Source organism: Anaerococcus vaginimassiliensis (assembly GCF_900626155.1).
GTDB classification, from domain to species: Bacteria; Bacillota; Clostridia; order Tissierellales; family Peptoniphilaceae; genus Anaerococcus; species Anaerococcus vaginimassiliensis.
Genome location: NZ_LR130844.1, coordinates 583,794 through 597,409, shown reverse-complemented (window position 1 = coordinate 597,409; position 13,616 = coordinate 583,794). Strand labels below are relative to the sequence as shown.

Below are 13,616 nucleotides of genomic sequence, written 5' to 3'. Positions count from 1 at the left end.
TTAAGAGGGATTTTGTTTTGCGGAAAATTTAAAAATAGAATATAATAACAAGATGAGGTAAAAACAAAGAAGCGCCAGATCCCTAGGGGATGACGAGGAAGACAGTTATCGAAAGTTCGGCGGGAGCTGTCTGGGTTCACAGCCCTAGTATTAGACAAAACATTTGAGCAATCAAATGGACAGAGAAGATACAGTGGCCTCATAAAATTTACAATCTAATAGGAGGTTACTATGTGCGGAATAGTAGCGTATAAAGGAAAGCTAGATGCAAGAGAGGTAATCATTGATGGACTAGAAAAACTAGAATATCGTGGTTACGACTCAGCAGGGATAGCTGTGGCAAATGCTAAAGGGATAGAATTTGAGAAAAAAGCTGGAAAGCTAATCAATCTAAAGGAAGCTCTAGAAGAAAATCCTTTAAAGGGAAATGTTGGTATAGGTCATATAAGATGGGCAACTCATGGAGCAGCTACAGATACCAATAGCCACCCACATCTATCAAACAATGGTAAGATTGCTGTAGTTCACAATGGGATTATTGAAAATTATAGACAGCTTAAAAATGAGCTTGAAAAGGAAGGTTATACTTTCAAATCATCAACAGATACTGAAGTCATAGCTGTATTAATCGAAAAATATTACCAAGGTGATATCCTCAAAGCTTGTGAAATAGTCAAAGAAAAACTTGTAGGATCCTTTGCTTGTGGAATAATTACAGCAGATGAGCCAGATAGATTAATAGGTATGAGAGTAGAATCTCCACTTGTCTTTGGAGTGATGGAAGATGGATTTCTAATGGCAAGTGATATTCCATCTCTTTTAAAATACACAAGAGATGTAATATATCTTGAAAATGGAGACTTAGTCGACATAAATGGTGATAGCTACACGATTTACGATGAGAATAATAGTGAAGTTTCTAGAGAAATCAAGACCATAGAATGGTCAGTAGATGCTGCAAGTAAGGATGGCTTCGATCATTTTATGATCAAGGAAATCAATGAAGAAGGCTCTGCCATTGATGAACTTCTGAGGGTAAATGTAAAAGATAATAGGGTTGATTTTGAAGAAAACTCTTTTGATAAAGAAGAAATAGCAAATATAAACAAGATTTATATAGTAGCCTGTGGAACAGCCTACCATGCAGGTCTTGTAGGAAAATATGCTTTTGGAAAAATAGCGAAAATTCCAGTAATTTGCGATATAGCTTCAGAATTTAGGTACAATGATCCATTTATAGATGAAAACACTCTAGTAATATTGATATCTCAATCAGGAGAAACAGCTGATAGTTTGAAGGCGCTTAGACTTAGCAAAGAAAAAAATGCTAAGACATTACTTATAACAAACACTCTTGCCTCATCAATGGATAGAGAAGCTCTTAAATCTATCTATTGCTATGCAGGTCCAGAAATCGCAGTTGCAAGTACCAAGGCCTACATCACTCAAGTTGTAAACTTGTATTTACTAGCCCTAGACTTTTCTTTAAAACTAGGTAGAATTGAGCTTTCATCTTATGAAAATATCTTGAAGGAACTTAAAACACTTCCTAAGAAAGTAGAAGAACTTGTAAAGAATGATGAATCAATCAAAGAATTTGCTCACGAAATAAAGGATAGCAAGAGCTTGTTTTATATAGGAAGATCTTTGGATTATGCAACAAGCATCGAGGCTGCTTTGAAGCTAAAGGAAGTATCATACATCCATACAGAAGCCTTTGCTGCTGGAGAACTTAAACACGGAACCATATCCTTAATCGAAGAAGCTACTCCAGTAATAGCCATAATGACTCAAGGAAATCTCTTGGATAAAACTCTATCCAATGTAGAAGAAGTTAAAAGTCGTGGAGCAAAAGTATTCTCTATAACAAGTAAAGATGATTCTAGGATAAGAAAAGTTAGTGAAAAAACACTTGTCCTTCCAGAAACAATGGATATCTTGTATCCAATCCTTTCTGTAATCCCAACTCAACTTATGGCATATTACACATCAATAGCCAAAGGAATTGACGTAGACAAACCAAGAAATTTAGCTAAATCTGTAACAGTAGAATAAAAAAATCCCGCCTTTTTGGCGGGATTTTTGCTTTTATCCTTCTATTATTTCTACTTCTTCTTCCTTGTATATATCTTTAGGTATCATCTTTGTTGTAAGATAGATTAGTAGAGGAAGAATGGTTGCATCATCTAGTACTCCAAGTATTGGGATAGCATCTGGGATCATATCTGCTGGCAAAATCGCATATGCGATTGCAAGGATGCCTAAAAACTTGGCAGCTTTTGGTGTATTTTTATTTTTCATGGCCTTAAAATACATAGGTATGAAGTTTTTTATTTTCATGAGTTTATTCATAAGTCCTCCTTGAGGTTTAATATATCTAACATCTAGTTTAATTATACTCGAAATTTGTCTTTGTCAAATAATAAAAATTAATATCAATTTTAATATTATTTACAAATTTAATATGATTTATAAAATAAATGATGAAGTTTTTTGTTAAAAAAACAAACAAATTGGGTAAATGTTTAATATACCAGAAATAATAGTTCATATGTCCGTTTGCCTCGGGAATAGTTATTGATTTCCTTAGTTTAAACTAATATGATATTATAAGAGATCGTTTAAAGAAATAGGAGGAAAAAATGAGAGAAGACTTATTATTTACACCACCTAATTTTTCGGAAGAAAAATACGCTTCTGCTAAAGATGTAACTACAGCAGAAGTTACGAAAGATGGTGTAAGCCCAAAGGGTTTTTATTTAACAAGCCACATGCCAACTTATTATAAGGTTGATGGATCTTGGCAAATTCCAGAAAGAAGTTCTCAAGACTGTGTTGCAGTTGTTGAAGATGGAAAGGTTTTTGTAAGAGAGTTTAGAAATCTTAAAAAAGGTGATAAGGTAGTTATCGCAAGTGTTACTGATGGTAGTGAAGGTGTTTTAAAATATGCACAAGGTTTCTCTGAGGAAGTTTTTTCTCGTGGAGGAGATTTTGTTGAGGCATCAAATACATCAAACTACAAACTTCTTTACGAATTACTTAGAGCTGAAAAAGAATCAGAAGGAAATATTACTTGGGTTCTAGGACCTGCTGTTGTATTTGACTATGATACAAGAAATGGTCTATCAAGACTTGCAGAAAACGGATACGTTCAAGCTCTTCTTGGTGGAAATGCTATGGCTACTCACGACCTTGAAGGTGGTTATTTAAACACAGCTCTTGGTCAAGATATTTATACTCAAGAATCTGATCCACTAGGTCACTACAACCACTTGGATACACTAAATGCTATAAGAAAAGTTGGTTCTATAGATGAATTCATAAACGAAGGAAATGTTCGTGATGGATTCGTTAAAACTCTAAACAGACTTGGAGTTCCAATTACTCTAGCTGGATCTATCAGAGATGATGGACCACTTCCAGAAGTTACAGGCAATGTATACGACTCTTTGGACAATGTAAGAGTTGCTACAGATAAGTCAAATCTTATTATTTGTCTTGCTACAACCCTCCACTCAGCTTCAACTGCAGAGACAGCTACAAGCTATAGAGTAGATGAAAATGGCAATATAGTTCCAGTATTTATCTTTACAGTGGATGTTACAGAAAACGCAGTTAGAAAAGTATCTGCTGCTAGAGAAGGAATCGCTGTAAGAACTCTTGTAACAAATGTTCAAGACTTTGTAGTGAACTTAGAAAAAGAACTTGTTCCAGAAGAATACCTATCTTATGACGAAGAACACGTTTACGAAGTAGAAGAAGCAAGCAGTGAAGCTTCTATTGAAGATAAAAAGGCAATGAGCCAAGGAAGAGAGGAGTAGATGATGGACTATAAATTTGAAATGCCAAAATACTTCCCTAAAGAATTTGATGAGAAATTTGATAAATTTCCAAATGCTAAACTTGTAGAAGTAGAAGAAGACGGAATAAGCCCAGAAGGCTATCACGCTCTATCAGTTTTCCCAGAATATTTCAAGATAAATGATAAATGGGTTCTAGCCCTACAATCTAGAATGGATACTGTTGCAGTAGCAATAGATGAACCAGGAAATGAAAGAGTTGATGTTGTAGAATTTAGAAACCTTAAAAAAGGTGACAAAGTCGTTGTTGGACGTAAAGAAGACGGATCTGAAGGAATCTATGTTTATACAGAAGGTTTCGTAGATAAATCCAGCAAAGAAGAAGCTACATTTGGATTTAGAGAAGGAAGATCAAGAGAAACTGCCTTTTCTAAAGACTACGACGAACTTTATGAAATCCTAAAATATGAAAAAGAAAATAATGGCTATGTAACTTGGGTACTTGGTACAGCAACATCTCTCGATGAAGAAAGTGACGATGCCCTAGCTAGACTTGTAGAAAATGGATATGCAAATGCGATATTCTGTGGTACAGCAGCTGTTGCTTACGACCTTGAAAGAGCTAAGTTTAAGACAGTTGAAGGTCAAGAAGAATATCTAAATAGCCAAAATACAAGAGAAAACTTCTATGAAGTAATCAACAGAGTAAACGAATACGGTTCTATCAAAGAATATGTAGAAAAAGAAGGAATAGAAACGGGATTTGTTGCAGCTGCGGTTAGAAATAATGTAAATCTAGTAATAGCTGGAACAATCAGAGATAGATATACCTTTAATGACACTTACAACAATGTATACGAAGCTCAAGATGAGATGAGAAGAAACATCAAAAAATCATCAACAGTAATCATGTCATCAGCAATTCTATTTACAATTGCTACAGGTAATATGACTCCATCTTACAATGAGATCAATGGAGAAATAAGACCAGTATTCATGTATACAGTTGATATCCAAGAATTTGCTGTTAATAAACTATCAGACAGAGGAACATTAACTGCAAAAACAATGGTTACAAACTCTCAAGACTTCGTTAAAAATATTGATAGAAATTTAAATCAAAAATAAAAAGCATAGAATATAAGAAAAATCCACCTTTCAGGGGTGGATTTTTTGTATACATAAAATTTATGGTTTATTTTAAATACTTTACATAATTTCGGTTTGGTAGATTAATTTTTTCCTAAAATCGCTGGGATTTATTCCATAGATTTTCTTAAAATTTCTATTAAAAGTTTTGGTCGTATTGAAACCAACAGTATAGGCTATATCTGTTACCGTATCATCTTTTATCAGAAGGATTTTGGCTGCATTTATAATCCTTACATAAGTTAAGTAGGAATCAAAGGATTTATCTAGGTAAAAATCGAAGGAATTGTTTATCTCTGTAGGGTTTAGTCTAAATTTTATGGACAAATCCTCAAGGTTTAATTCCATATAATAGTACTTGTATAGATATGAAGTTATCTCCTCCATTTTAGCTAAGTCTATGACTTTTTTTGTATTGTTGTTAGTTTTATTTTTAAATTCACTAGTATTTATCCCAAGCTTTGCCTTAAAAAACTTGGAAAGATGTGATGGATCTTTAAATCCCAATATAACAGAAAGTTCTTCTAGGTTCATTTGTGAAAAGTTTAGATATCCCATTAGCTTAATGAGCTTCATCATAGATGCAAGCGAGCTAAAGCTTAGACCTGTAGTTTCCTTTATATACTTGCTGGTCTGAGATTGACTGAGATAGAAATTCTCAGATATATTTTTTAGATTAATATTTTCATTTAAATGAGAGTAAATATAGTGGAAAATTTGGATATCGTGCTTATTTTTTAGTTTTTTTTTACTAGAATAATCTATATTTTTCTCAAATATCACAACAAGTTCCATAAGCTTTACAAAAATCATATGGTTAGAAAACTTGTCACCTTGTTTGTATTTGGCGAGTTCATTTTTAAGCTTATCAAGGATAAAGGCTACTTCCTTTTCTTCTTCGCTAGAAAGAGTGACATAAATATTGTCAGAAACTAACTTGCTTAGGGAATAGTCTTTCATAAATAAATCATTAGTTCTTTTAAAGAGGATATTTACAAAGTCTAAATCATAAACAACTACATCCATAAGAAGATCTTCGGTTACTTCCTTTATCTGAGTGTAATACCAAGGAAGGATCCCTACCATAGATCCTTCTTTTATTTCTACATCTTCTCCTTGGATGTTAACAAGGGCAGATCCCTTTTTTATGATCCAAAACCTTGCATTTGTATGAAGGAGTGGTTCTGTCTTTTCGGTGAAAATTTCATCTCCCAAATCTATTAGGGGAAGTTTATTTTTATTTGTCTCAAAATAAGTAGACTCATCTTGGATATTTGTCTTTTTAGTTATACGAATCATCTCCTCTTTTTCTTTGTGCCTGACATTTTATATAACAATTATATCACAAAGATTAAATACCAAGGTAAATATATTTCTATTTACAAAAATAAAATATGTATTTGTCTTATATAAAAACGATTTCTTTTGTATAATAATTACAGGGTCACATATTAAACCTCTATATTATGAGTAAATGTTATAGATAGGTTTATAAGACGAGTTATCTTTCATGATAAATGAAGGATTTCTCGTATAAAGCTAGGATAGAAATAATTCCTAGATTGACTATATTATTTGAAGTTTACATCTACTTTAGATAATAAAATTAAAAAAAGATGGTGGTTTGTTGTGATTTTCAACAAGGAGTAAATTATGCTAGAAATTATAAAATCGTTTACGGAATGGCTATGGGGATGGCCACTGCTTGCCCTAGTTATGGGTGGTGGGCTAATTATTAATATTAGAACAGGCTTTATTCAATTAAAATATTTCCCATATATCATGAGACAAACTTTTGGAAAGATGTTTTCTAAAAATGAAGAAGGATCTGGTACAGTTTCTGCCTTCCAAGCCATGACCACAGCTCTTGCTTCATCAATTGGAGCAGCAAACATAGTTGTCGCTCCAACTATTATATTTGCAGCAGGTCCAGGAGCTGTATTCTGGATGTGGATAGCTGCAATAATTGGTCAAGGAACAAAGTTTGCAGAAGTTGCTCTATCTATAAAATATAGGGAGAAGAATGAAGATGGAGACTTCGTTGGTGGATGTTCTTATATGTTAAAGAACGGACTAAAGGGTGGTCTTGGTAAGGCTATGGGAGCTTTGGCAGCTTTCTTCTTTATGATTGAAATCCTTCCATCAATTACTCTTCAAACTCTATCAGCAGCAAATCCTGTTAAAAATGTATTTGCTGCAACTAACTTAAACGAAAACATTATCAAAACAATTGCTATCATAGTTATTTTTATAATTGTTTCAATTGTAGTGTTTGGTGGAGTAAAACAAATTGGTAGAGTTACAGAAAAACTAGTTCCAATAATGGCAGCTTTATATATACTTTTTGGTATAATCATAATTATTATGCACATAGGTGATGTGCCAAGAGTCCTTGGATATATTTTCAAAGGTGCCTTCAATCCAAAAGCAGTTGCTGGAGGAGTTGGTGGAGCTGCTTTATCTAAGGTAATATCTATGGGTGTTGCTCGTGGTGTTTATTCTAACGAAGCTGGTATGGGTTCTGCAGGATATGGTCATGCTGCAGCTACCACAGATCATCCAGCAAGACAAGGTTTGTGGGGAGTATTTGAAGTATTTGCAGATACAATTATAGTCTGTACAATATCAGCCCTAACAGTTCTTTTATCAGGAGTATGGCAACCAGGTCTAAGCCAAGCAGAAAGCGATCAATTAGCACCGGTAGCAGTTGAAAGAGCATTTAACACTATATTTGGTCAAGCGGGATCAATCATAATATCAATAAGCTTATTCTTATTTGTATTATCAACAATTATAGTAATAGTATTTTATTGTGAAAAACAAGCTGAATATCTATTTGGTACTAAGGTTGGTAAGATAATGAGAGTTGTAGCATCACTTATGATTCTTCTTGGAATATTTGTATCTTTCGAAAAGGCTGGAGTATTCTTAGACTTTACATTAGGACTTGTAGTAATACCTAATATGATAGGACTTATAGCTATGAGCGGAGAGATAAAAGATATTAAGAAAGAATTCTTTAATGGAGAGAATTATTATAAGCTAGATCAAAAAAATAAGAAATAAAGAAAATTTACACAAACCATCATTTTTGAGAAAGGAGCATAGATGAAGACAATAGTAGTAGCATTGGGTGGAAACGCCCTAGGAAATAGTCCAAAAGAGCAATTAGAGGCAGTAAAGGGATCTTCTAAGGCCTTGGCAGATATTATAGAAAATTATGAAAATGTAGCCATAGTTCATGGAAATGGACCACAAGTTGGTGTAATAAACCTAGGATTATCTAAGGCAAGTGAGATTGATACAAGCATACCAGAATTTCCTTTGGTAGAATGTGTTGCCTTAAGCCAAGGTTATATAGGTTATCACCTTCAACAAGCAATTGAAAATGAAGTTGAGAAAAGAAAGATCGACAAGAAGGTTGTGACAATAGTTAGCCAAGTAGAAGTTGATAAGAACGACCCAGCCTTCAAAGATCCAACTAAGCCAATAGGAACATTCTATAGCAAAGAAGAAGCAGAAAGAATCGAAAAAGAAGACGGTTATACTTTCAAAGAAGATGCAGGCAGAGGCTATAGAAGAGTAGTTGCAAGTCCAAAACCAGTTAGGTTAAAGGAAATAGAAACCCTAAAAACTTTGCTAGAAAATAATACAGCTGTAGTTACAGGTGGCGGTGGTGGAATTCCAGTATTTGATGAAGATGGTACTATTGTTGGAGTTGATGCTGTAATTGATAAAGATTTTGTTGCAAGTAAAATATCAGCAGATATAAATGCAGATAAACTTTTAATCCTAACTGCAGTTGATAGTGTATATATCAATTTTGGAAAGGAAAACCAAGAGGAACTTAGAGAAATTAGCGTAGATGAAGCCAAGAAATATATAGAAGAAGGCCAATTTGCTAAGGGATCTATGTTACCAAAAATAGAAGCTTGTCTTAAATTCTTAGAAGAAAATCCAGAAGGTGAAGCAATAATCACTTCACTAGACAAAGCTTTGGATGGATTAGAAGGAAAAGTAGGAACAAAAATAGTTAAGTAAAAGATATAAGGAGGGTCAATGAAAGATATATATTCACTAAAGGCATCAATGGCGATTAAGGAAGCCAGAAACCTCGCCCTCCTCAATAAAAATCAAGAAGTAACAGACCTTCATCTACTAAAGTCTGTAACAGATCAAGAAAATCATGTCCTAGATACAATGCTTGAGGAATTTTCTGTAGATAAAGATAACTTAGCTGATGAAATAACAAAAGCTATAGGAAAATTAAGGTCAAATGATGGACTTAGCAAGCTTTATTTTTCGAGAGATTACCAACGTGCCTTGCTAATTGCCAAAGAAAATGCCAAGAAAAGATACGCTGAGAAAATAACTACAAGCCATCTATTTCTAGCTTTCTTTGACCTAGGCAAGACTACTAGCAAACATATCCTAGAAAAAGTTGGCCTAAGGCAAGAAAAATGTGAAGAATATCTTGTAAACAAAGAAAAGGAAGTAGAAACTAGCGAACGATTTAGCGAAAAAATAGGAGATCTAATTGATAAATATGGGATAGACCTTACCAAAAGAGCTAAAGAAGGTAAAATTGATCCAGTTATAGGCATGGATTATGAAGTAGATAGATTATCTGAAATTCTAACAAGAAGGATAAAAAACAACCCTATCCTAATAGGCGAGCCTGGAGTTGGTAAATCTGCAGTTGTAGAGGGACTAGCTCTAAAGATCGCCCAAGGAGATGTGGTAGATTTTCTAAAAGATAAGATAATATTTTCACTAAATATATCAAGTGTATTGGCAGGTACTGGTCTAAGAGGTGAATTTGAATCAAGAGTTAAAGATTTGATGGACATAGTAACCTCGTTTGAAGGAAAAATCATCCTATTTATTGATGAGATTCATACAATAGTTGGAGCAGGAAGCTCTTCAGGTGGAATTGATATTTCAAATATCATAAAACCAAAGCTATCCAGAGGAGAAGTAACTATAATAGGAGCGACAACTGTTGCTGAATACAGGTCTCATATAGAAAAAGACGGAGCACTTGAACGCCGTTTCCAGAAGATTTTGATAAAAGAGCCAAGTATCGAGGAATCTTATGATATTCTTCGTGGAATAAAGACTAACTACGAGAATTTTCACAATCTTATAATAACAGATGAGGCGATAAAGGCTTGTGTAGATCTATCCGATAGATATATAACTGACAGAAAGCTACCTGATAAGGCAATAGACCTTATGGATGAGGCGGCATCAATGCTTAAAAATAAGCTTGAAAATACGCCGGATAGTCTTGATGATTTAAGAGAAGATATTCTAGAATTGGAAGAAAGCCTACAGCTTGAAGATGACGATAAGAATAAAAACAAGTTAAATGAGCTAAAGAAGCTTTACGATAAGAATCTAGAAATAAAACAAGAAGAAACAGAAAATCTAAAAGATCTAAGAAGGATAAGAAGCGATATAAGAGAGCTTGAATTTATCAAAAAAAGATTACTAAATGAATATAAATTCGAGGAATATACTAAAATTACTAAGGTAAAACTTCCGGAGCTTAGAAAAGAAGAGAAATCCTACCTAAACAAGAAATACGAATTTGTCAAAATAGAAAAACTTGAAGAAAATCATATCAAAACGCTGATATCTAGGATAACTAAGATACCAGTAGAGGATTTGAATCAAGATAGGAAGGAAAAAATCTTAAATATAGACAAGGCTCTGGGTAAAAAAGTAATAGGTCAACAAGAAGCCGTAGAAAAGATATCAAATGCAATAATAAGAACGGCTGTTGGCATGAAAAATAGGCACAAGCCAATAGGGACATTTCTTTTTACAGGAAATACAGGACTTGGTAAGACCTATTTGGCAAAGGTTCTGGCTGATACCCTCTACGAAGGGGAAGAAAGCCTAATAAGATTTGACATGAGTGAGTATATGGATTCAAATTCCACAACTAAGTTTATTGGAGCTCCTCCAGGATTTGTCGGTTATGAAGAAGGTGGCCAGCTTACTGAAAAAGTAAGAATAAATCCTTATTCGGTAATTCTATTTGATGAGATAGAAAAGGCTAACAAGCAGATTTTTGATATTCTTCTTCAAATACTCGATGAGGGAAGGCTGACTGATAATAGAGGCATAACCATAGACTTTACCAATACTATTATAATTTTGACATCTAATATATTGGCTAGGGAAGATGATAGTAATCTATATAAGCATGAACTTTACCAATACTTTAAGCCTGAATTTATAAATAGGCTTGATGCAATAGTTAAGTTTAATACCTTATCTTATGAAGATCTTATGGAAATCACAAAGATTTACCTTGCAGAAGTTAAAAATGACTTTAGGGAAATTGGAGTAAACTTTGCCTACACAAATGAAGTCATCGAAAAAATAGTAGACCTCTCAGATTATGAAGAATTTGGGGCTAGAGAGATTAGAAGAGTGGTTGATGATAAGATAGTAACCATGGTTTCTAGAAAAATCTTACAAGATGACTTGGATAGTACAAACGTGCTTACAATTATGTTAGAGGATGATAATTTTTCCTTTAGCATTATGTAAAATAAAAAAATAAGGAGATTAAAATGGGAGTTAACTTAAGAGGACGCAATTTATTAGCTATTAAAGATTTTACAGAAGATGAAGTTTTATACTTAATCAAACTATCAGAAGAGTTTAAAAACTTAAAATTAACAGGAACACCACACAACTATCTACAAGGTAAAAACATAGTATTATTATTCGAAAAAACATCAACAAGAACAAGATGCTCATTCGAAGTTGCTGGTATGGACCTTGGTATGGGAGTAACATATCTAGATCCAGGTTCAAGCCAAATGGGTAAGAAAGAATCAATAGCTGATACTGCAAAAGTTTTAGGTAGATTCTACGATGGTATCGAATATAGAGGATTTAGACAAGATTTAGTAGAAGAGTTAGCTGATAATGCAGGAGTTCCAGTATGGAATGGTCTAACAGACAAATGGCATCCAACTCAAATGATCGCTGATATGCTTACAATCAAAGAAAACTTTGGACGCCTTCGTGGTCTAAACTTTGTATATATGGGCGATTGCAGAAACAATATGGGTAACTCCCTAGCAGTAACATGTGCAAAACTTGGTATCAACTTCATCGGTTGTGGACCAAAAGACCTATGGCCAGAAGAAGATGTTCAAGAACTAGCTAGAGAATTTGCTAAAAAACACGGTTCAAAAGTTGAATTTAGCGAAGATGTAATGGCAAGCACAAAAGATGCTGATGTAATTTACACAGATATTTGGGTATCAATGGGAGAACCAGAAGAAGTTTGGGCTGATAGAATCGAACAACTTCACCCATTCCAAGTTAACCAAAAGGTAATGGACAATGCTAAAGAAGATACAATCTTCATGCACTGCCTACCATCTTTCCACGACTTAAACACAACAGTTGGTAAAGAGATCTATGATAAATTCGGCGACAAATACGAACTAAACGGTATGGAAGTTACAGAAGATGTATTTTTATCACACAAATCTAAAGTATTTGATGAAGCTGAAAACAGAATGCATACAATCAAAGCTATAATGTATGCAACACTAAAATAATAGAAAAATTAAAACTGCTGGGTATAACCTAGCAGTTTTTCTTTGCCTAAAAATATTTTTCTTATGATATAATACTTATGAAAGGATGATATTATGGGAGTTAGATTTAGAAAAAGTATAAATTTAGGTAAGGGTTTTAGGATAAATATGTCTAAGACTGGTCCTGGGTTTTCTTGGGGCGGAAAAGGCTTTAGGATAACAAAAACAGCCAAGGGAAATATCAGGGGAACGGCCTATATCCCCGGAACAGGCCTATCCTATCAGAAAGAATTCAAAAATCCCCTAAATGATTTAGGGAAAAATCATACAGAAGAAAACAAAAACAAAGAAGGAAAAATAATAAATAAAACATCAACTATTGACTTTAAAAACATCAAGTCAACTGCCCTAGAAGATGTCCTAGAAAGTAGAAAGGAAGAAAGACCCTACAAGCTTGTCGGCCTTATTCTTTCTGTTGCAGGAATATTTTTATTTTTCATAAATCCCTTACTCATAGGCCTTACAATAATAGGTGCTATTCTTTATTTCTATAAGAAAAATCCAGAACCAGTAAGCCTAGAATATGACTTCGAAGACGGATCCAAGGAAGAATACGACCTTAGCAATAAGCTTTTGGCAGGGATATTAGAAAGTGATGAAGTCTTTCTAATAAATGATCTAGAAAATGATCTAATCCTAGATAGGAGCCCCCTAAGAATAGTGAAGGGACTTCCTAATGGAATAGATACAAATGTAGAGATAATAAGCCTCAAGACGGATGATATAATGATAAGCTTCTTGCCAGATGCCCTTCTACTTCAGAAAAACAAAGACCTTAAGGCTATTGACTACAAGGATCTAAAAGTAGATCTTAGGGCAGAAGACTTTAAGGAAGAAGGGGAAATCGCCAAAGATGCAACAATCTTAGAAAAAACTTATAAACACGCCAACAAAGATGGAAGCCCCGATAAAAGATATAAGGATAATCCGGAAGTAAGCCTAGTAGAATACGGAATTCTACAAATAGAAAATTCTGATTTGAATTTAATGATTGGATTTTCAGATACTGTAATCGATGGAAAGTAAGAATTGTTTT

At 33.8% G+C, this 13,616-nt stretch carries 10 protein-coding genes; 8 read left to right on the top strand and 2 right to left on the bottom strand.

The genetic code is table 11. From position 1 onward, the window contains the following. Positions 1–231 precede the first annotated feature (231 nt). Positions 232–2,055: a glutamine--fructose-6-phosphate transaminase (isomerizing) gene (gene glmS / locus E0D87_RS03110; protein ID WP_130819297.1), complete on the top strand. Its 1,824-nt coding sequence runs from the start codon at positions 232–234 to the stop codon at positions 2,053–2,055. A 33-nt stretch (positions 2,056–2,088) separates the two neighbouring features. On the opposite strand, the gene E0D87_RS03105 is transcribed toward glmS, so the two are convergent. Beyond that, a complete protein-coding gene (locus E0D87_RS03105; protein WP_130819296.1) occupies positions 2,089–2,352 on the bottom strand; it encodes a YkvA family protein in 264 nt (87 codons plus the stop codon). A gap of 290 nt (positions 2,353–2,642) precedes the next feature. Between E0D87_RS03105 and E0D87_RS03100 the strand changes: the two genes are divergently transcribed. Then, positions 2,643–3,821 carry an ornithine cyclodeaminase family domain gene (locus E0D87_RS03100; RefSeq protein WP_130819295.1) on the top strand — a complete coding sequence of 393 codons (1,179 nt, stop codon included), beginning with the start codon at positions 2,643–2,645 and terminating at the stop codon, positions 3,819–3,821. A gap of 3 nt (positions 3,822–3,824) precedes the next feature. Next, on the top strand, positions 3,825–4,928 hold the full coding sequence (locus E0D87_RS03095) for an ornithine cyclodeaminase family domain (RefSeq protein ID WP_004835057.1): 1,104 nt from the start codon (positions 3,825–3,827) through the stop codon (positions 4,926–4,928). An 81-nt stretch (positions 4,929–5,009) separates the two neighbouring features. On the opposite strand, the gene E0D87_RS03090 is transcribed toward E0D87_RS03095, so the two are convergent. After that, positions 5,010–6,248 carry an AraC family transcriptional regulator gene (locus tag E0D87_RS03090; protein ID WP_130819294.1) on the bottom strand — a complete coding sequence of 413 codons (1,239 nt, stop codon included), beginning with the start codon at positions 6,246–6,248 and terminating at the stop codon, positions 5,010–5,012. A gap of 354 nt (positions 6,249–6,602) precedes the next feature. Between E0D87_RS03090 and E0D87_RS03085 the strand changes: the two genes are divergently transcribed. The 5 genes from E0D87_RS03085 to E0D87_RS03065 all read left to right on the top strand — a co-directional run bounded on the left by E0D87_RS03085 (position 6,603) and on the right by E0D87_RS03065 (position 13,606). Continuing rightward, the gene (locus E0D87_RS03085; RefSeq protein WP_130819293.1) at positions 6,603–8,015 is read left to right on the top strand and encodes an alanine/glycine:cation symporter family protein; all 1,413 of its coding nucleotides are present in this window, start codon (positions 6,603–6,605) and stop codon (positions 8,013–8,015) included. A gap of 42 nt (positions 8,016–8,057) precedes the next feature. Beyond that, positions 8,058–8,990, top strand: a complete 933-nt coding sequence (arcC, locus tag E0D87_RS03080) for a carbamate kinase (protein WP_130819292.1) — start codon at positions 8,058–8,060, stop codon at positions 8,988–8,990. A gap of 18 nt (positions 8,991–9,008) precedes the next feature. Beyond that, the gene (locus E0D87_RS03075) at positions 9,009–11,513 is read left to right on the top strand and encodes an ATP-dependent Clp protease ATP-binding subunit (protein ID WP_130819291.1); all 2,505 of its coding nucleotides are present in this window, start codon (positions 9,009–9,011) and stop codon (positions 11,511–11,513) included. A gap of 23 nt (positions 11,514–11,536) precedes the next feature. Beyond that, positions 11,537–12,541 carry an ornithine carbamoyltransferase gene (gene argF / locus E0D87_RS03070; RefSeq protein ID WP_004835055.1) on the top strand — a complete coding sequence of 335 codons (1,005 nt, stop codon included), beginning with the start codon at positions 11,537–11,539 and terminating at the stop codon, positions 12,539–12,541. A gap of 93 nt (positions 12,542–12,634) precedes the next feature. Next, on the top strand, positions 12,635–13,606 hold the full coding sequence (locus E0D87_RS03065; protein ID WP_004835014.1) for a DUF4236 domain-containing protein: 972 nt from the start codon (positions 12,635–12,637) through the stop codon (positions 13,604–13,606). Positions 13,607–13,616: the final 10 nt, after the last annotated feature.